The sequence below is a fragment of the Caulobacter ginsengisoli genome, from assembly GCF_030814835.1.
Classification (GTDB): Bacteria; Pseudomonadota; Alphaproteobacteria; order Caulobacterales; family Caulobacteraceae; genus Caulobacter; species Caulobacter ginsengisoli.
In genome coordinates this window covers 237896-255160 of record NZ_JAUSVS010000005.1, presented here as the reverse complement: position 1 = coordinate 255160, position 17265 = coordinate 237896, and the positions used below count along the sequence as shown (strand labels likewise).

The window sequence follows — 17265 nt, the reverse complement described above, 5'->3', positions numbered from 1 at the left end:
GGCGCACGCCGGACACCTTACCTCAACCCCCGCTGTCGGCTAGCCTTGCCGCGATGACCGACCTCGCCCCCTCCGCCGGCCGTTTCGAAGGCCGCGAGCACCAGCTGCCGGTGCGGGTCTATTACGAGGACACCGACTTCACCGGCGTCGTCTATCACGCCAACTATGTCCGCTATTTCGAGCGCGGCCGGTCCGACTTCCTGCGGTTGGCCGGCGTCTCGCACACCGACCTGCTGGAACGCCACGACCCGGCCGCCTTCGTGATCACCCGCATGGAGATCGACTTCAAGCGGGCCGCCCGGATCGACGACGCCCTGCTGGTCCGCACCACCTATGACCAGGTCAAGGGCCCGCGCCTCTTGATCAGCCAGCGCATCACCTGCGGCGAGGCGCTGATCGCCCAGGCCCAGGTGTCGGCCGCCTGCATCACCCTGGACGGAAAACCCCGAAAGCCGCCGTCAGGGCTTGTCGAGGCGCTCCGGCCCTGGTTTTGCATAGACACGCCATAGTTTGACCAAAGCGGCATCCCTGTATGCCACAGACGAGCCGGGGAGCCCCTAGAGCATCATGGACGCCCAGACCGCACAGACTGTCATCACCGCCGACAGCTTCAACTTCGTCAACCTGTTCCTCTCGGCCGACCTGGTGGTCAAAGGGGTGATCATCTTCCTGGGCCTGGCCTCGCTGTGGTCCTGGGCGGTGATCGTCGACAAGTTCATCCGCATCAGCGCCCTGAACGCCGAGGCCAACCGTTTCGAGGACAAGGTCGGCTCGGGCCGGCCGCTGGAAGAGGTGGCCGCCGAGGCCGGTCCCAACGCCAAGCATCCGCTGCCCCGGCTGCTCAACGCCGCCCTGCGCGAATGGCGCGAGACCCGGGCCAAGAACGCCCAGATGGGCGACACCCAGACGGCCCTGTTGATCCAGCGCATCGACCGGGTGCTGGACAGCCACATCGCCCGCGAAAGCTCCAAGGTCGAGGACGGCCTGGGCAGCCTGGCCATCGTCGCCACCGCCTCGCCCTTTATCGGGCTGTTCGGGACGGTCTGGGGGATCATGCACGCCTTCCAGGGCATCGCCATCGCCAAGAACACCTCGCTGGCCGTGGTCGCCCCGGCCATCGCCGAGGCGCTGTTCGCCACCGCCATCGGCCTGGCCGCCGCCATTCCGGCCTATATCGCCTTCAACAAGTTCTCGACCGACGCCGGCAAGTTCGGCGCCCGGCTGGAGGGCTTCGCCGACGACCTGTCGACCGCCATCCAGCGGCGCCTGGCCGAGCGGGTCTGAGCGGCCATGGCGCTTTCCACCACCGACGCCTTCGCCGCCGCCGGCGGGGCCAGCCGTCGCCGCCGGCGCGGACGGGGCCGCCGCGCGGCGCTGAGCGAGATCAACGTCACCCCGCTGGTCGACGTCATGCTGGTGCTCTTGATCATCTTCATGATCAGCGCCCCGCTGCTGACCAACGGCGTGCAGGTCGAGCTGCCCAAGACCGAGGCCGGGGCGGTGCAGGACCAGAACGAGCCCCTGACCCTGACAGTGCGGGCCGACGGCTCGCTCTATGCCGGCGAGCAGCAGATCCCCTTCGCCTCGCTCAAGCCGCGCATGCAGGCGCTGTCGCAGCAGAATTTCGACAAGCCCATCTATGTGCGGGCCGACGGCAAGGCCTCCTGGACCATCGTCGCCCAGGTGATGAGCGCCCTGCAGGCCAGCGGCTTCACCAAGATCAACCTGATCACCGACTCCGGCGGCCCCTCTAGTGGCGAGGCGGATAAGACGGCGCCAGCGGCTCCCTAGATGCGGCGCGAGCGGACCAGCATCCTGCCGGCCGTCCTGTTCTCGGCCCTGGCGCACATCCTGCTGCTCGGGCTGGCCTGGTACTATTGGCCCAGGACCGATCCCGGAGGCGGCACGTTCGGCATCACCCCGGTGACCCTGGTCGCCCAGGGCCCGGTCGGCAACACCCCCGCCCCGGTCCCGGACATCCCCGAGGACATCTCCACCCCCGAGCCGGACCCCAACGAGGATCCGGCCGTGGTCACCCCGCCGACCCCCGCGCCGATCCCGACCCCGGCGCCCGCCAAGTCGCAGTCCAAGCCCACCGCCCCAGCCACGCCCGGCGTCGGCAACCGCGCCCCGGCCGATAACAGCTTCCTGGACAAGCTCTCCCAGTCGCTGAAGGGCGGCGGCGGGGCGACCAAGAGCGGCGGCGCCCAGGGTCCGCCCCGGGTGAAACCTGGAACCCCGACGGCCGCGACCGGCGGTTGCCTCTCCCCCACCACCCCCTGCCCCTGGAAGGAGGGGCTGGGCGAGGCGATCCAGCGCAAGTGGAATCCCAACTGCGCGGTCGAGGGCGGCGACAGCGTGCGGCTGGTGGTCAAGTTCACCCTCACCGCCGAGGGCCTGACCCGGGGCGAACCCGAAATCAGCGACGAGCGCACCGGCAAGGTGTTCAACGTGACCGATCCCGGGGCGGCCGGCAGCGGCGTCGTCGCCGCCGCCGCCGTCCGCGCCTACAGCGCGCTCAAAAGCATCCTGCCCTATCGCGGCGTCCCGCCCGAACTGGTGGGCCGCCGCATCGCCGTGAAGCTCAACGCCGACAAGGCCTGTCGATGATCGCGGCCAGCCTCGCCCTGCTGATCGCCGCCCCGGCGCCCGACGCCTTCCTGGCCCGGATGCAGCGCCGCTGGGTCCCGGCCTGCGACACGGTCGAGGCGATCACCAACGTCACCGCCCGCTTCCGGCTGAACAAGGCTGGCTATCTGGCCGGCGATCCTGTCATCATCGACCGCCGCACGGGCCTGCAGATCGACCCGGCCAGGCCGGACGCCGCCTCGGCCGGCGCGGCGGCCGCCGGCGAGCGCGCCAAAAAGGCCATTGTCTCGGGGCAACCCTATGCCGATGTCCCGCCGGCCCTGGTCGGCCGGACCCTGAACTTGGACTTCAACGCCCAGGCGGCGTGCAGTTAGGAGCGACAACAGGTGAGAGTCATCGCAGCCCTGGCCACGGCCCTGATCCTGCTCGGCGCGGGAAGCGCCACGGCCCAAGGCCAGCCCGGACCGGTTCCGAACTCCAATGACGACGTGGTCATCGACGTCAACGCCGGCAACATCAAGCCGGTGCCGATCGCCATCGTGCCGTTCAGCGGCGCGGCCCGCGGGTCCGACATCGCCCAGGTGATTTCCGCCAACCTGCAGCGCTCGGGCCTGTTCGACCCGATCGACCCCGGCGCCTTCCCCGAGACCGATATCGGCGCCGCCAAGAACCCGCTGTTCCCGTCCTGGAAGGCGATCAACGCCCAGTATCTGGTCAGCGGCAGCATCGCCACGGCCCCGGACGGCCGGCTGCAGGTGAAGTTCTTCCTGTGGGACACCTCGGGCGAGCAGAGCCTGCTGGGGGTGGAAATGTCGGCCAGCCCCGAGAACTGGCGGCGGATCGCCCACAAGATCTCCGACGCCATCTATGAGAAGCTGACCGGCGAGAAGGGCTATTTCGACACCCGCATCGTCTTCGTCGCCGAGAGCGGCGGGCGGCTGAACCGCATCAAGCGGCTGGCCATCATGGACCAGGATGGGGCCAACCCCAGCTATCTGACCGACGGCAGCTATATCGTCATGTCGCCGCGCTTCTCGGCCAACAGCCAGGAGATCACCTACATGGCGCTGCGGCCGACCGGTTCGAGCGTCTATCTGTTCAATATCGAGACCGGCCGCCAGGAAACCATCGGCCGCTTCCCCGGCATGGTGTTCGCGCCCCGCTTCTCGCCCGACGGCGCCCGCGTCGCCTTCTCGGCGGAAAAGGGCGGCAACAGCGATGTCTGGGTCATGGACCTGCGCAGCCGCAGCCAGGCCCGGCTGACCACCGACCCCGGCATCGACACCTCGCCCAGCTTCAGCCCCAACGGCAGCCAGATCGTCTTCAACTCCGACCGTGGGGGATCGCCCCAGCTCTATGTGATGAACGGCGACGGCTCGGGGGTGCGGCGCATCTCCTACGGCTCGGGCCGCTACACCACCCCGGTCTGGAGCCCGGACGGCAAGTTCATCGCCTTCACCAAGCAGGAGGGCGGGGTCTTCCATATCGGGGTGATGCGGCCGGACGGCTCGGACGAGCGCATCCTGACCACCAGCTATCTCGATGAGGGCCCCACCTGGGCGCCCAACGGCCGGGTGATCATGTTCTCGCGGGCAACGTCTGGCGGGGCGCCGCGTTTGTGGACCGTGGATGTGACCGGCCGCATCGTCCAGCCCGCGCCTTATCAGAGCTCGGGATCGGACCCGGCTTGGTCGCCGCTTCTGGACTAGTGGCGCCCGATTTGAGCAGTTCGGTTCGCTTACCAAGTGAACTGTGGTTGCGAGGACGCTGGTATCGACCATTGTGAGGCGAAGTGAAGTTTTTTCCGTCGCCTGATGTTTAGGAATGGCGCCAGTATGAGCGCCGCAAACCCAGAGGAGGGATTGATGACCTTCGACACCAAGGGCGCCGCCCGTTTGGCGCTGATCGCCGTGGCCACCATTTCCCTGGCTGCCTGCGCCACCAAGAAGCCGTCCGGCTACGATTCGGGCACGACCACCCCCGGCACGACCACGCCCGGCACCACCTACACCCCGCCCAAGGGCCCCGGCCCGGTGACCAGCTCGCTGGTGCCCGGCTCGACCCAGGACTTCGTGATCAATGTCGGCGATTTCGTCTATTTCGATCTCGACAGCTACACGATCCGCGACGACGCCATGCCGGTGCTCGACGCCCAGGCCGCCTGGCTGCGGCAGTATCCGGCCGTGACCATCCGCATCGAGGGCAACTGCGACGAACGCGGCACCTCGGAATACAACCTGGCGCTCGGCGCCCGCCGCGCCAACTCGGTGCGGGAATACCTGGTCAGCCGCGGCGTCTCGGCGGCGCGGATCACCACCATCTCGTTCGGCAAGGAGCGTCCGGTCGATCCGGGCTCGTCCGAAGAGGCCTATCAGCGTAACCGCAACGGCCACACCGTCATCACCGGCGGCGCCCGCTAGAGCGCCCCGGCCAGAGTGAACCAAGGGGCCTGCTTGCGCGGGCCCCTTTTTTCGTTGTGGAGTGGCCCAAAGATGCACGCCGCAATTCCGTCCACCGCCTGGGGGCATGATCGAGCCATGAAGTTCAAACCAGCCATCGCCCTGGCCTTCGCCGCCCTGCTGACCGTCGCGACCGTCGGCGCCGTGGCCCTGCCGGCCTTCGCCCAGACCCCCATCGACACCGACCCGCTGGACGACCGCTCCAAGCGGCGGCTGGACAATATGGAAAAGGTGGTGCGCGAGCTGCGCGCCATCGTCTTCCAGGGCCGCGACAGCGGTAAGCCCGTGGTGGTGCAGTCGGCCGAGTCGGAGACCCAGCTGGCCGACCTGACCGAGAAGATGAACGACCTGCAGCAGGCCCTGACCCAGCTCAATGCCACCAACGAGAGCCTGGCCCACGACCTGGACCAGACCAAGAAGGCCCTGACCCGCAGCCAGTCTGACAACGCCGCCCTGATCGAGCGCCTGGCCGGGCTGGAAAAGCGCCTTGGCGAGCTGGAAACCGCCCAGGCCCAGGCCCAGCAGGCCGCCGACACCACCCAGCAGGCCGAGGCGGCGATGGCCGACGCGGCCAGCCCCGACGAGGCCTTCGCCAAGGCCAAGGGCTTCATGGACAGCGGCGATTATGACAGCGCCGAGGCCGCCTTCGCCGCCTTCGTCCGCCAGTATGGCGACAGCCCCAGGGCCGCCGAGGGCAGCTACTGGCTGGGCAAGACGCTCAGCGTGCGCAACGCCAACGCCGACGCCGCCCAGGCCTTCATCGCCGCCATCCGCGGCTGGCCCAAGACCGCCTGGGCCCCCGACGCGGTGCTCGAGCTGTCGCGTTCCCTGGTGGCCCTGGGCAAGCCCCAGGACGCCTGCCAGACCCTGGCGCAGCTGGCCAAATACTATCCCAAGGCCCCGCCGGTGGTGACCGCCCAGGCCGCCAAGGTCCGCACCCAGGCCCACTGCACGGTGTGATCCCCGCAAGCGCCTTCGCCAAGATTCTGGGGCGGCGACTGTCGGCGACCTCGGTCGCCCCGGTCGCGGTCGCCTTCTCCGGCGGCGGCGATTCCCTGGCGCTGCTGCTGGCGGCGCGGGACTGGGGCCGGCGGCGGCTGGTCGTGCTGACGGTGGATCATGGGCTCAATCCCCAGAGCGCGGCCTGGACGCGGCGTTGCGGCGAGACGGCCGCTCGGCTGGGGCTGGAATTTCGGGCCCTGGCCTGGACCGGTGAGAAACCCGCCACGGGCCTCCCCGCCGCCGCTCGAGCGGCCCGCCACGCGTTGTTGGCGGACGCCGCTCGCGAGGCCGGCGCGCGGGTCATCCTGATGGGCCACACCGCCAGCGACCTGACCGAGAGCGCGGCGATGCGCGCCGAAGGCTCGACCGTGCCGGATGCGCGGGAATGGGGACCGTCGCCGGCCTGGCCGGAGGGGCGGGGGGTGTTTCTCTTCAGGCCAATGCTGGGACTTGCACGCGACGACATCCGCGACTGGCTGCGAACACGCGGCGAAACCTGGATCGACGACCCCGCCAACGAAGATGTGAAGTATGCTCGGGCCCGCGCCCGCAAATCCTCCCCCGGAGGGGGAGGGGGACCGCCCCGAAGGGGTGGTGGAGGGGGTCAGTGTGACTTGCACGGTTCAGAAAAGAGCGAGGCTGATCGGCTGCGGGCGTCCGCAGGGCGTGGAAGTCACACCGACCCCCTCCACCATGCTGCGCATGGTCCCCCTCCCCCTCCGGGGGAGGATTGCTGGTTTGAGCTTCCCCGCGCGACGCCCCTGCAAATCCTCGCCGCCGCCTGCCTCTGCGCCGCCGGAACGACCCGTCCCCCGCGTGGTGATCGCCTCCAACGGCTGGCCGACCGCCTCGCCACGGCCGAGACCTTCACCGCCACCCTCGCCGGCGCCCGTATCGAAGCCCGCCCCGACCGCGTGCTGATCACCCGCGACGCCGGCGAACTGTCCCAAGACCCCACACCCCTCCCCCCCAACCAACCCATCGTCTGGGACGGCCGGTTCGAGCTCACCGCCACCCAGCCCGGCCTCACCGTCCGCCCCCTCGCCGGCCTCTCGCGCCGCCTGCCGGCCACCGAACGCGCCGCCCTGACCCGCCTCCCAGCCGCCGTACGCCCCGGCCTCCCGGTCATTGTGGATCAATCCGGGGCGGTGAGTTGCCCGATCCTTGCAGGGAGCGGCGCGGTTCGCTGCGAGGTTCTGACGATGGCCCGATTTGACGCGGCGATCGGCCTCGTTCAGAGCGAACCGGACATGTGACACCTCGCCCGCATGGCGAAAACCCGCCCGGCGTCCTATCTTGGGAGGTCGAGCGACAACTGGAAGAGTTTGAAGCGGATGAATCTGCGCAATCTGGCCATCTGGGGGGTGATCGCCCTTCTGCTGATCGGCGCCTGGAGCGTCTTCACCCAGGGCGGCGGCGGTGTGGGCAAAGCCGGGGGCGCGACCAGCGGCCTCGTCAGCTACAGCGACATGGTCAACAAGATCTCGACCGGGGGCGTCGGCAAGGCCGTGTTCACCGGCGACAAGATCGAGGCCACCTCCAAGGACGGCAAGATCACCTGGATCACCGAGGCCCCCTCCGACTCGCGCGGCCCGCTGGTGACGGCCCTGACCCAGACCTCCACGCCCTTCGTCTATCATTCGGGCGGCGGCAACATCCTGCTTTCCCTGCTGTTCAACGCCCTGCCCGTGCTGCTGCTGATCGGGGTGTGGATTTTCTTCATGCGCCAGATGCAGGGCGGCGCCCGGGGCGCCATGGGCTTTGGCAAGTCCAAGGCCCGGCTGCTGACCGAGAACAAGAACAAGGTCACCTTCGAGGACGTCGCCGGCGTCGACGAGGCCAAGGAAGAACTGGCCGAGATCGTCGACTTCCTGAAGGACCCGGCCAAGTTCCAGCGCCTGGGCGGCAAGATCCCCAAGGGCGCCCTGCTGGTCGGCCCTCCCGGCACCGGCAAGACCCTGATCGCCCGCGCCGTGGCCGGTGAAGCCGGCGTGCCCTTCTTCACCATCTCGGGCTCCGACTTCGTGGAAATGTTCGTCGGCGTCGGCGCCAGCCGCGTGCGCGACATGTTCGAGCAGGCCAAGAAGAACGCCCCCTGCATCATCTTCATCGACGAAATCGACGCGGTCGGGCGCCATCGCGGCGCGGGCCTGGGCGGCGGCAACGACGAGCGCGAGCAGACCCTCAACCAGCTGCTGGTCGAGATGGACGGCTTCGAGGCCAACGAAGGCATCATCCTGATCGCCGCCACCAACCGTCCCGACGTGCTGGACCCGGCCCTGCTGCGTCCGGGCCGCTTCGACCGCCAGGTCGTGGTGCCCAATCCCGACGTCACCGGCCGCGAGAAGATCCTGCGCGTCCACATGCGCAACGTGCCCCTCGCCGCCGATGTCGACGTCAAGACCCTGGCGCGCGGCACCCCCGGCTTCTCGGGCGCGGACCTCGCCAACCTGGTCAACGAAGCGGCCCTGGCGGCGGCCCGGCGCAACAAGCGCATGGTCACCATGTTCGATTTCGAGCACGCCAAGGACAAGGTCATGATGGGCGCCGAGCGCCGCAGCATGGCGATGAGCGAAGAGGAAAAGCGCAACACCGCCTATCACGAGGGCGGCCACGCCCTGGTGGCGATGAGCGTCCCCTCGGCCGACCCGGTGCACAAGGCCACCATCGTGCCGCGCGGCCGGGCCTTAGGGATGGTCATGCAACTGCCCGAGGGCGACCGCTATTCCATGAACTTCGTCCAGATGACCTCGCGCCTGGCCATCATGATGGCCGGCCGGGTGGCGGAAGAGCTGATCTTCGGCAAGGAGAACATCACCTCCGGCGCCAGCAGCGACATCAAGGCCGCCACCAACCTGGCCCGGGCCATGGTCACCCAGTGGGGTTACTCCGACGAGCTGGGCACCGTGGCCTATGGCGACAACCAGGAAGAGGTCTTCCTGGGCCACTCGGTCGCCCGCACCCAGAACGTCTCGGAAGAGACCGCCCGGACCATCGACAAGGAGGTTCGCCGCCTGGTCGACGAGGGCCATGTCGAGGCCCGCCGCATCCTCACCGAGCGGCTGGAAGACCTGCACACCCTGGCCAAGGCCCTGCTCGAATGGGAGACCCTGTCGGGCGAGGAGATCACCAACGTGCTGAAGGGCGTGCCGCCGGTGCGCGACGACCTCGACAAGCAGATGCCGCTGGGCCCCAGCGTCTCGGTGCCGATCTCGCCGCGGCCCGACACCGCCACGGCCTAGAGCCCGCGCATGACCGCGGTCTGGGGTATCGTCAACGTCACCCCTGACAGCTTTTCGGATGGAGGGCGGTTCCTGGAAACGGGAGCCGCCCTTTCCCATGCGCGGCGGCTGATCGCCGACGGGGCGGACGTGCTGGACATCGGGGCGGAGTCGACACGGCCCGGCGCCGAGCCGGTCGATGAGGCCGTCGAGCTGGGGCGGATCGTCCCGTTGATCCAGGCCCTGGCCGGGACCGTTCCCCTGTCGGTCGACACCACCAAGCCCGCCGTGGCCCACGCCGCCATGGCCGCCGGCGCCGCGATCTGGAACGACGTCACGGCCCTGGGGACGCCGGGCGCGCCTGAGATGGCCGCCGAGCTGGGTTGCCAGGTGGTGCTCATGCACATGCAGGGCGAGCCGCGCACCATGCAGCACGCCCCGCGCTATGCCGACGTGGTCGGCGAGGTCGAGGCCTTCCTGCTGGCGAGGGCGCAGGCGGCCCAGGCGGCCGGCGTCGCCAGGGACCGCATCTGGCTGGATCCCGGCATCGGCTTCGGCAAAACCCTGCAGCACAACCTCGCCCTTCTGGCCGCCCTGCCCCGCCTCGTCGCCCACGGCTACCCGGTCCTGCTGGGCGCCAGCCGCAAGCGCTTCATCGCCGCTATTGACCCGAGCGAGGCGGACGGCCGGTTGGGCGGTTCAATCGCGGCGGCGCTGGCCGGCGCGGCGGCGGGCGTGACGGCCGTGCGGGTCCACGACGTGCGCGAGACGGTCCAGGCGCTGAAGGTGGCGGCGGCGATCGCTGAGGCCTAAAGCCCAAAGCCAGCACCACCCACATCCGCTCATCCCCGCTTTCGCGGGGATGAGCGGTATTGAGTAAGCCTAATCCCGCAGATATCGCGCCGGAACTCCGTCGGTCAGCCACACCCCATTGTTCGACCGGAAGAACACATGGCCATCGGCCGCCATGGCCGCCGCGTCGACTGTCAGGATCACCGGGACCCCGCGCCGGGCGCCAACCCGGCGGGCCGTCTCCAGGTCGCCGGAGAGGTGGACGTGGTGGCGGCGCATGCGCCTCAGCCCCTCGGTCCGGATGGCGGCCAGGAAGCGCTCGACCGTGCCGTGGAACAGCTGGTCGGGAGGCGCCGCGGGGTCGAGCGCCAGGTCGACCTCGACCGAGTGGCCCTGGCGGGCGCGGATCTGGGCCAGGTCGGCGCTGAACTCGAAGCGCTGCTTGTCGTTGTCCTCGACCACGGCGATCAGCCGGTCCCAGTCGATGGCGTGTTCGCGGATCAGGGCGTCCATCACCGCGTCGGCGCTGGTCCAGCCGTTGGCGTCCAGGGTCAGGCCGCCCGCGTCCGGCCGGTGCCGGAGCCAGTAGGACAGGGTCTTGGAGATGGTCTTGTCATCGGTCATGGCGCGGGGTCCCCGGTCAGTCCGCCCAGCGGGACAGGTCTTCCTGCTCCCGCAACGCCGCCGCCTCGCGTTCCAGCCGCTGCTGGGAGCGGATGGTCAGGCCGACCTCGGCGATGGCCCCGGCGGGATAGCCGTGCCGGCCCAGCAGCTCGCGCAGGCGCCCGTCCAGGCCGCCCTCGGCGATCAGGCGGTCGGCGTCGGCCTCGGTCCGGGTCAGCACCTCGACCACCAGCCGGCGGGGGTCGCTGCGATAGTCGCCCAGGCACTCGACACTGGCCCCCCGGACCAGATGGCTGGCCGCTACCTCCATCCCCAGGACCACGGCCCGCAGGGTCATCAGATCGACCCCGATCACCGCCGGCGCGGTCGTGGCGGGCCGCCGTCGCCGCAGCGCGACCAGGGCGAAAGCGCCCACGGCGCCCGCCAGCGCCAGTCCGACCATGTCCAGATTGCCTGCCATGCCAGCCATGTCGCACAGCCGGCGGCGGCTGCAAACCCGCTGGCGCGGATCGGGCCGCGAGGCTATGCGGGGATCATGAACCCCTCCCTTCGACCCGGCCGCGTCCTGATCATCGCGGGCAGCGACAGCGGCGGCGGGGCGGGCATCCAGGCCGACATCAAGACCGTCACCATGCTGGGCGGCTATGCGGCCACGGCGGTGACCGCCATCACCGTGCAGAACACGCTGGGGGTCACCGGCGTCCACCCCATCCCCCTCGACATCGTCGCGGCCCAGGCCCGGGCGGTGCTGGACGACATCGGGGCAGACGCCATCAAGACCGGCATGCTGGGCGGGGTGGCCATGGTCGAGACCGTGGCGGCCATCCTGGACAGCACGACGGCCCCAGCGGTCATCGACCCGGTGATGCGGGCCAAGGGCGGGGCGGCGCTGCTGGAGGACGAGGCGGTGGCGGCGGTCAGAAGCCTGATGATCCCCCGCGCCGCCCTGCTGACCCCCAACGCCCCGGAGGCGCAGGCCCTGACCGGCCTGACGGTGACCGACCTCGACGGCCTGCGCCGGGCCGGCGAGGCGCTGCTGGCGGCCGGCGCCAAGGCGGTGCTGATGAAGGGCGGTCATCTGGAGGGGGACCGGGTCACCGACCTGCTCATCACCCCCGATGGCGAGACCCTGTTCGAGGCCGAGCGGATCGTGAGCCGCCACACCCACGGCACCGGCTGCACCCTGGCCAGCGCCTGCGCCACGGGCCTGGCCCAGGGCCTGCCGCTCACCGAGGCGGTGGCCCGCGCCTGGGACTATGTGCATCAGGCCATGCTGGCGGCGCCGGGCTTCGGCGCCGGGCACGGGCCCCTGGATCATGGCTGGCTGTTGAGGAACCGATGACCGAACTGGAAGCCCGCCTGGACGCCATCCTGCGCGCCTCACCCACGATGATGCGGGTGCTGACCCTGGCGCGCGATCTGGACCTGCCCGACTGGCTGATCGTCTCGGGCGCGGTCTATCAGCGGGTCTGGAATCACCTGACCGGCCGCGACATCGACTACGGGGTGCGCGACTACGACCTGGTCTATTTCGACGGCGCCGACACCAGCTACGAGGCCGAGGACATCCCCATCAAGCGCGCCGCCGCCCTGTTCCCGCCGCCGCTCGACGCCCTGGTCGAGGTGCGCAACCAGGCCCGCGTCCACCTGTGGTTCGAGGACCATTTCGGCGAGCCCTACGCCCCGCTCTCCAGCAGCGCCGAGGCCCTGACCCGCTTCGTCTGCCCGGCCTTCGGAGTCGGTGTCGCCCTGCGGTCAGACGATTCCCTGCGCATCGAGGCGCCGTTCGGTCTGGAGGACGTCTTCGCCATGCGGCTGCGCCCCAACCCCAACCGGCCCCTGGCCCGGGGCTGGGCCAAGACCACCGGCTCGGCCCAGGCGCGCTGGCCCGAGGTCAGGATCGAGGAACCGGCATGATCGTCACCACCGCTGGCGGCGTCAGTTTCGAGGACGGCCCCGACCGGGCCCGCATCATCGTGTCCGGCGAGGACACCGGCGGCCGTTATTCGCTGATGGAGTGGACGGTGGCGCCCAGCGACCAGACCGGCTTTGGCGCCCACCGGCACGGAACCTGCGAGGAGACCTTCCTGATCCGCAGCGGGCGCCTGGAGTTCCTGCTCGGCGAGACGGTGACCACGCTGGGGCCCGGCGATTTCGTCCGCGCCCCGGCGGGGACCCGGCACGGCTATCGCAACAGTTCGGGCGCGCCGGTCGAGATGCTGGTCGGGTTTGTCCCGGCCGGGATGGAAGGGCTGTTCGTCAAATACCGCACCGACGGAGACGGGCCGGAAGCGGGCGAAGGCTTCGTGGCCGACGCCACGCGGCTGTTCGAATCCGAGTTCGAGGCCTGACCTTTGCGGACCGCTTTCGATCTCGACCCGCAGAGTCTGGACGACGAGGAACGACGGTTCCTGGATGTCATCGGTGAGCACGGCTGGTTCGACACCGCCATTCTGGACGATGAGGAGGGACCGGGTTTTTCCTACACCACGGGCTTCTGGTCGGGATCAGGCCACCCGGAAATCCTCTTCATCGGCCTCAATCAGCAGACCCGGCATGACGTGCTCTGGGATATCTACAGAGCCATAAAGTCCGGCTGTCCGCCGCCGGTCAGTCGGCCGACGAGCGAGGTGTTCGCCAATGCAGAAGCGGTTCTGCTGCCCGTCTCCACCGATCACTATCGGGAATATCTGGGCTGGAACCGGTGGTTCTATAACGGCGACGACTTTCCCTGCCTGCAGCTGATCTGGTCCGATCGCGAGGGCCGATTCCCTTGGAGCCCGGACGCGCAGGCTGGCCCGCAGCCGGATCTATCGACCGGAAACTGGGGTGGGCTGGGCTGACGGCGGCTCGTCGGCGTTGATCGCCTCGAAGGCGGCGATGCGGCGCTCGTCGATGAGGGGCAGCAGATCTTCCAGCCGCCAGTCGCCGTAGAGATCGCCGATCCGGGTCTTGTGGAACGGCGGGGCGTCGCCGCGCCAGGTCAGGGCCAGCACCGGCAGACGGAAGGGCCAGACGCCGCCCGTGACGAGCCTGACTTCCTCGATGGCGATCCAGGAAATCTCCGTCTCCCGGCCCCAGCCTGTGAGGACCAGAGCATGGTCGCCCAGAGTCAGGCTGTGCAGGCGCGCCACGAGCGCCACGGCCGCCACGCTCAAGACGATGACACCGAACAGGAGCAGCCGCACATCCACGCCTGGCAGCCAGGTCATCGCCGCGCCGGCGCCGATCCCCACTACAAGAAAGGCCGGCCGCAGCAGCATGAACAGTCTGAACCACGACATCGCCAGCCGGATCGTCGCGTCGACCGGTTCCGGCGCCTGCGGGGCCCGCAGATAGAGCCGGCGGAAGCGCTCCAGCGTGACGGCCGTCTGGGCGCCCGACTGGTCGCCGAACACCAGCAGCAGGCGGCGCGGCGGTCCCGAGCCGTCGGCCTGGGCGGGATAAGGGAATTCCAGAACCTTCGGGCCGATCGGCAGGCCCTTGACGGTGAACGGACCCATGGCCCGCCAGTCGAACCGCTCGGTGCGGCCCAGCGTGTGGTGGATCAGGCCGTGGGGGATGGCCTCCAGCCGCCAGTCGCGCCGCGCGATGGCCCAGAGGATGGCCGTGCAAATCACAGGGAAGACGAAGAAGGCGGTGACCTGCCAGGCCGTCCAGGCGCCGGGATCGGCCAGCAGGGCCACGATCAGCACCAGCCAGAGCAGCGCGGAGAAGCCCAGCAGCTTGCCGAAGTTGAGGTCCAGGCTCATGCCGCCAATCTGACGAGGATCAGTGCCGGCCGCACCCTGCATTAGGAGGGGTGTCGATAGACGTCCGGGTCGTGGATCTCCATCCAGCGCTCGATACGGCCCAGCGGCTTGAAGCCGAACTGGGCGTAGAGGCCGTGGGCGTCGGCGGTGGCCAGCAGGCGGCGGCGGAAGCCCTGCAGGTCCGGATGGGCGTGGAAATAGGTCATCATCGCCTTGCCCAGGCGCCGGCCGCGCCGCTCGGGATCGACGAAGACGTCGCAGAGCAGGCCGAAGGTCGCCCGGTCGGTGATCACCCGGGCCATGGCGGCCATGGCGCCGTCCGGGGCGTAGGCGGCGAAGACCAGGCTGTGGGCGATGGCCTTGTCGAAGACCGGGCGGGGGATGCCGGTCGCCCAGTAGGCCTGGCGGGCGATCCAGTCATAGGCCAGGTCCAGGTCGAAGCCCTGGCGGTCGTCGCTCAGGCGGTGGCCGTCGATGTCGAGTTCGAAGACCGCCATCACACCACCGCGCGGTGCTCGTCCGGCCCCAGCGCCTGGGCCAACCGGTCCAGCCCGGCCTGGAAGCGGTCGCGGTCCGGCTCGGCCCCCAGGCAGAGGCGCAGGCCCGTGGGGGGACAGCCGTCCTGGAAGAAGGCGCGCGGCGGGGTGACTTCGACGCCCAGCCGCAGGGCCCGGCCGGCGACCCGCTCGGCGTCCAGCTCGTTCATCGGCAGCCAGAGATGCGGCGGGGCGGCCATGGGCGAGGCCTCCACCGCCAGGCCCAGCCGGGCGCGGACCAGGTCGGCGCGGGCGGTCAGCTCGGCGAGGGTCGCCTCCAGGATGGCGTCGGCCTCGCCGCTGTCGATCCAGTCGGCGGCGACCAGGGGGCCGAACACCGGCGGCCCGAAGGCGATGGCGCGCAGGGCTTCCAGCACCCGGGCCTGGCCCGCATCGTCGGGGGCGACCACGCAGCCGGTGCGCAGGCCCGGCGCCAGGGTCTTGGAGAGGCTGGTGACATACCAGACCAGGTCGGGCGCCAGGGCGGCCAGGGGCGGGCGGCCCAGCAGGGCGGCGAACGGTGCGTAGAGGTCGTCCTCGATCACCGCCAGGCCCCGGCGGCGGGCGATGGCCAGCAGTTCGATCCGCCGCGCCGTGGCCATCACCCGGGCGGTCGGGTTCTGCACCGGCAGCAGGTAGACGGCCCTGGCGCCCTGGGCGGCGGCGGCGTCCAGCGCCTCCGGGGTCAGCCCCTCCCCGTCCATCGCGCCGGCCAGCAGGCGATAGCCGGCCTGGGCGCAGATAGCCTTGATCCCATGGAAGGTGGCTGACTCGGCCAGCACCAGATCGCCGGGCCGGCAGGTCGCGGCCAGGGCCAGGGCGGTCCCCTGCTGGGCCCCGGCGCAGATGACCAGCCGCCGGCCATCGAAGTCGGCCCATTGGGCGGTGCGGCGGATCCAGGCGGTCAGGGCGCGGCGCGCGGCCTCGTCGCCCGCGCCCGGCGCATAGCCCAGCTGGTCGCCCAGATCGCGGCGGCGGGCCAGGCGGTCCAGCGCCGCCGGCAGGGCGCGGCGGGCGGCGGCCAGGGGCGGCAGGTTGCGGGCCAGGTCGATGGGTCCGGCGCCCGCCTCGGGGCGGCCGGCGACGAAGCTGCCCCGGCCGACCTCGCCCTGGATCAGCCCGCGCCGCTCGGCCTCGGCATAGGCCCGGGTCACCGTGCCGACCCCCAGCCCCAGCCGGTGGGCCAGTTCGCGCTGCGGCGGCAGGCGGTCGCCCGGCTTGAGACGGCCGGCCTGGATGTCATCGCCCAGCACGCCCAGCAGGGCCTGGAACAACGGCTGGCTGGTTTCGCCGAGGGAGGGTTGCCACATGATATTGGCACTAGGACAATAAAAGAATTGAATCAACAATTGTGTCGATGCATTGAGCCATTGTCTCAAGCCTGAGGAGCCGGCCATGCGCCAGTGGACCATCGACGCCTTCGCCTCCGCCCCCTTCCGGGGCAATCCCGCCTGCGTGGTCGAGCCGTTCGCCGCCTGGCCGGACGACGGCTGGATGCACAGCCTGGCGGCCGAGAACAACCAGGCCGAGACCGCCTTCCTGCTGAAGACCGAGGATCCGGCCCGGTTCGGCCTGCGCTGGCGGACGCCCAAGGTCGAGGTGCCGCTCTGCGGCCACGCCACCCTGGCCAGCGCCCATGCACTGTTCGCCGAGCTGGGCGCCCAGACCGATTTGCTGACCTTCGTGACCCGCCAGTCGGGCGAGCTGACCGTGCGGCGGCTGGACGGCGGCTTTGAGATGGATTTCCCGGCCCAGCCGCCGCATCGCACCGATGTCCCGGCCGGGCTGGCCGAGGCGCTGGGCGCGCAGCCGGACGAGGTCTGGGCCGGCCCCTATCTGGTGGCGGTATTCAAGGACGAGGCGACGGTGCGGAACCTGACCCCCGACCTGGCCGCCCTGGAGCCCATCGCCGGCGAGGCCAGCGGCGGGCGCGGCAACATCTCGGTGGCGGCCCTGGCCGATGCGGGCTCGGGGTTCGACGTGGTCAGCCGCTTCTTCGCGCCGGGTTCAGGCATTCCGGAGGACCCGGCCACGGGTTCGGCGCATTGCATTCTGGCCCCGTTATTCGCCCAGAAGCTCGGCAGGCCGGCGCTAAAATTCTTCCAGGCCTATCCGGGCCGGGGCGCGGAGCTGGATTGCGAGCATCGTGGCGACCGCGTGCTGCTGCGCGGGCGGGCGGTGACCGTCGTGGAGAGCGTGCTGCGGGTTTAGACTCCTCACCCGTAGGGGGAGGACGATCGCGCCAGAGCGCGATCCGGAGGGGGTGTTCGGGCAAAGGCTGGGACTCTCC

The 17265-nt window shown here is 70.2% G+C and carries 21 protein-coding genes; 16 read left to right on the top strand and 5 right to left on the bottom strand.

The genetic code is table 11. The features are described 5' to 3' along the window. Nucleotides 1-53 precede the first annotated feature (53 nt). From ybgC to folP, 11 genes are all read left to right on the top strand, one after another. Nucleotides 54-509 (top strand): tol-pal system-associated acyl-CoA thioesterase, encoded by a 456-nt coding sequence (gene ybgC, locus QO010_RS14470; RefSeq protein ID WP_307350246.1) that lies wholly within the window; start codon nt 54-56, stop codon nt 507-509. A 58-nt stretch (nt 510-567) separates the two neighbouring features. Further along, nucleotides 568-1284 (top strand): protein TolQ, encoded by a 717-nt coding sequence (gene tolQ / locus QO010_RS14465; RefSeq protein WP_307350245.1) that lies wholly within the window; start codon nt 568-570, stop codon nt 1282-1284. Nucleotides 1285-1290: 6 nt separating this feature from the next. Beyond that, entirely contained in the window at nt 1291-1791 is a 501-nt protein-coding gene (locus tag QO010_RS14460) for an ExbD/TolR family protein (protein ID WP_307350243.1), read from the top strand. Then, nucleotides 1792-2610, top strand: coding sequence for a hypothetical protein (locus QO010_RS14455; protein ID WP_307350241.1), 819 nt, complete (start codon nt 1792-1794; stop codon nt 2608-2610). Beyond that, nucleotides 2607-2963, top strand: a complete 357-nt coding sequence (locus QO010_RS14450; RefSeq protein WP_307350239.1) for a hypothetical protein — start codon at nt 2607-2609, stop codon at nt 2961-2963. The genes QO010_RS14455 and QO010_RS14450 overlap by 4 nt, the downstream gene beginning before the upstream one ends. Nucleotides 2964-2975: 12 nt before the next feature. Then, on the top strand, nt 2976-4298 hold the full coding sequence (gene tolB, locus QO010_RS14445; protein WP_307350237.1) for a Tol-Pal system beta propeller repeat protein TolB: 1323 nt from the start codon (nt 2976-2978) through the stop codon (nt 4296-4298). A gap of 156 nt (nt 4299-4454) precedes the next feature. Then, a complete protein-coding gene (gene pal / locus QO010_RS14440) occupies nt 4455-5009 on the top strand; it encodes a peptidoglycan-associated lipoprotein Pal (RefSeq protein WP_307350236.1) in 555 nt (184 codons plus the stop codon). Nucleotides 5010-5126: 117 nt separating this feature from the next. After that, on the top strand, nt 5127-6008 hold the full coding sequence (gene ybgF / locus QO010_RS14435) for a tol-pal system protein YbgF (protein WP_307350234.1): 882 nt from the start codon (nt 5127-5129) through the stop codon (nt 6006-6008). Continuing rightward, a complete protein-coding gene (gene tilS / locus QO010_RS14430) occupies nt 6008-7306 on the top strand; it encodes a tRNA lysidine(34) synthetase TilS (protein ID WP_307350399.1) in 1299 nt (432 codons plus the stop codon). The genes ybgF and tilS overlap by 1 nt, the downstream gene beginning before the upstream one ends. Nucleotides 7307-7318: 12 nt before the next feature. After that, complete coding sequence (ftsH, locus tag QO010_RS14425) at nt 7319-9292, top strand: ATP-dependent zinc metalloprotease FtsH (RefSeq protein WP_370873760.1); 1974 nt, start codon at nt 7319-7321, stop codon at nt 9290-9292. Nucleotides 9293-9301: 9 nt separating this feature from the next. Then, nucleotides 9302-10084, top strand: coding sequence for a dihydropteroate synthase (folP, locus tag QO010_RS14420; protein ID WP_307350230.1), 783 nt, complete (start codon nt 9302-9304; stop codon nt 10082-10084). A 69-nt stretch (nt 10085-10153) separates the two neighbouring features. Here the strand turns inward: folP and QO010_RS14415 are convergent, their stop codons facing one another. Continuing rightward, nucleotides 10154-10687 carry an RNA 2'-phosphotransferase gene (locus tag QO010_RS14415; protein WP_307350228.1) on the bottom strand — a complete coding sequence of 178 codons (534 nt, stop codon included), beginning with the start codon at nt 10685-10687 and terminating at the stop codon, nt 10154-10156. Between the two features lie 16 nt (nt 10688-10703). Continuing rightward, a complete protein-coding gene (locus QO010_RS14410; protein ID WP_307350226.1) occupies nt 10704-11147 on the bottom strand; it encodes a hypothetical protein in 444 nt (147 codons plus the stop codon). 75 nt (nt 11148-11222) lie between these two features. On the opposite strand from QO010_RS14410, the gene thiD reads away from it, so the two are divergent. Genes thiD through QO010_RS14390 form a run of 4 tightly spaced genes read left to right on the top strand, consistent with a single transcriptional unit; the run spans nt 11223 to nt 13530 of the window. Next, entirely contained in the window at nt 11223-12029 is an 807-nt protein-coding gene (thiD, locus tag QO010_RS14405) for a bifunctional hydroxymethylpyrimidine kinase/phosphomethylpyrimidine kinase (protein WP_307350224.1), read from the top strand. Next, entirely contained in the window at nt 12026-12604 is a 579-nt protein-coding gene (locus tag QO010_RS14400) for a nucleotidyltransferase family protein (protein ID WP_307350222.1), read from the top strand. Before thiD ends, QO010_RS14400 begins: the two co-directional genes overlap by 4 nt. Further along, nucleotides 12601-13038, top strand: coding sequence for a cupin domain-containing protein (locus QO010_RS14395; protein WP_307350220.1), 438 nt, complete (start codon nt 12601-12603; stop codon nt 13036-13038). Before QO010_RS14400 ends, QO010_RS14395 begins: the two co-directional genes overlap by 4 nt. 3 nt (nt 13039-13041) lie before the next feature. Further along, entirely contained in the window at nt 13042-13530 is a 489-nt protein-coding gene (locus QO010_RS14390) for a DUF4262 domain-containing protein (RefSeq protein ID WP_307350218.1), read from the top strand. Here the strand turns inward: QO010_RS14390 and QO010_RS14385 are convergent. From QO010_RS14385 to QO010_RS14375, 3 genes are read right to left on the bottom strand one after another with little or no spacing between them, the layout of a single operon-like run. Beyond that, nucleotides 13498-14439 (bottom strand): hypothetical protein, encoded by a 942-nt coding sequence (locus tag QO010_RS14385; protein ID WP_307350217.1) that lies wholly within the window; start codon nt 14437-14439, stop codon nt 13498-13500. The two genes, QO010_RS14390 and QO010_RS14385, sit on opposite strands and share 33 nt — an antisense overlap. A gap of 41 nt (nt 14440-14480) precedes the next feature. Continuing rightward, complete coding sequence (locus tag QO010_RS14380) at nt 14481-14936, bottom strand: GNAT family N-acetyltransferase (protein ID WP_307350215.1); 456 nt, start codon at nt 14934-14936, stop codon at nt 14481-14483. After that, nucleotides 14936-16285 (bottom strand): aminotransferase-like domain-containing protein, encoded by a 1350-nt coding sequence (locus QO010_RS14375; RefSeq protein ID WP_307350213.1) that lies wholly within the window; start codon nt 16283-16285, stop codon nt 14936-14938. The genes QO010_RS14380 and QO010_RS14375 overlap by 1 nt, the downstream gene beginning before the upstream one ends. 85 nt (nt 16286-16370) lie before the next feature. Here QO010_RS14375 and QO010_RS14370 point away from each other — a divergent pair, with 85 nt between their 5' ends. Then, nucleotides 16371-17186 carry a PhzF family phenazine biosynthesis protein gene (locus tag QO010_RS14370; protein WP_307350211.1) on the top strand — a complete coding sequence of 272 codons (816 nt, stop codon included), beginning with the start codon at nt 16371-16373 and terminating at the stop codon, nt 17184-17186. The last annotated feature ends 79 nt before the right edge of the window (nt 17187-17265 follow it).

Excerpts from the sequence above, each read along its gene's own strand:
- QO010_RS14385 (WP_307350217.1), bottom strand. The coding sequence starts at position 14,439 with ATGAGCCTGGACCTCAACTTCGGCAAGCTGCTGGGCTTCTCCGCGCTG.
- QO010_RS14380 (WP_307350215.1), bottom strand. The coding sequence starts at position 14,936 with ATGGCGGTCTTCGAACTCGACATCGACGGCCACCGCCTGAGCGACGAC.
- folP (WP_307350230.1), top strand. The coding sequence starts at position 9,302 with ATGACCGCGGTCTGGGGTATCGTCAACGTCACCCCTGACAGCTTTTCG.
- ftsH (WP_370873760.1), top strand. The coding sequence starts at position 7,319 with ATGGCGAAAACCCGCCCGGCGTCCTATCTTGGGAGGTCGAGCGACAAC.
- QO010_RS14450 (WP_307350239.1), top strand. The coding sequence starts at position 2,607 with ATGATCGCGGCCAGCCTCGCCCTGCTGATCGCCGCCCCGGCGCCCGAC.
- thiD (WP_307350224.1), top strand. The coding sequence starts at position 11,223 with ATGAACCCCTCCCTTCGACCCGGCCGCGTCCTGATCATCGCGGGCAGC.
- QO010_RS14460 (WP_307350243.1), top strand. The coding sequence starts at position 1,291 with ATGGCGCTTTCCACCACCGACGCCTTCGCCGCCGCCGGCGGGGCCAGC.
- QO010_RS14400 (WP_307350222.1), top strand. The coding sequence starts at position 12,026 with ATGACCGAACTGGAAGCCCGCCTGGACGCCATCCTGCGCGCCTCACCC.
- QO010_RS14410 (WP_307350226.1), bottom strand. The coding sequence starts at position 11,147 with ATGGCAGGCAATCTGGACATGGTCGGACTGGCGCTGGCGGGCGCCGTG.
- QO010_RS14415 (WP_307350228.1), bottom strand. The coding sequence starts at position 10,687 with ATGACCGATGACAAGACCATCTCCAAGACCCTGTCCTACTGGCTCCGG.
- ybgF (WP_307350234.1), top strand. The coding sequence starts at position 5,127 with ATGAAGTTCAAACCAGCCATCGCCCTGGCCTTCGCCGCCCTGCTGACC.
- QO010_RS14395 (WP_307350220.1), top strand. The coding sequence starts at position 12,601 with ATGATCGTCACCACCGCTGGCGGCGTCAGTTTCGAGGACGGCCCCGAC.
- tolQ (WP_307350245.1), top strand. The coding sequence starts at position 568 with ATGGACGCCCAGACCGCACAGACTGTCATCACCGCCGACAGCTTCAAC.
- QO010_RS14370 (WP_307350211.1), top strand. The coding sequence starts at position 16,371 with ATGCGCCAGTGGACCATCGACGCCTTCGCCTCCGCCCCCTTCCGGGGC.
- QO010_RS14375 (WP_307350213.1), bottom strand. The coding sequence starts at position 16,285 with ATGTGGCAACCCTCCCTCGGCGAAACCAGCCAGCCGTTGTTCCAGGCC.
- ybgC (WP_307350246.1), top strand. The coding sequence starts at position 54 with ATGACCGACCTCGCCCCCTCCGCCGGCCGTTTCGAAGGCCGCGAGCAC.
- QO010_RS14455 (WP_307350241.1), top strand. The coding sequence starts at position 1,792 with ATGCGGCGCGAGCGGACCAGCATCCTGCCGGCCGTCCTGTTCTCGGCC.
- pal (WP_307350236.1), top strand. The coding sequence starts at position 4,455 with ATGACCTTCGACACCAAGGGCGCCGCCCGTTTGGCGCTGATCGCCGTG.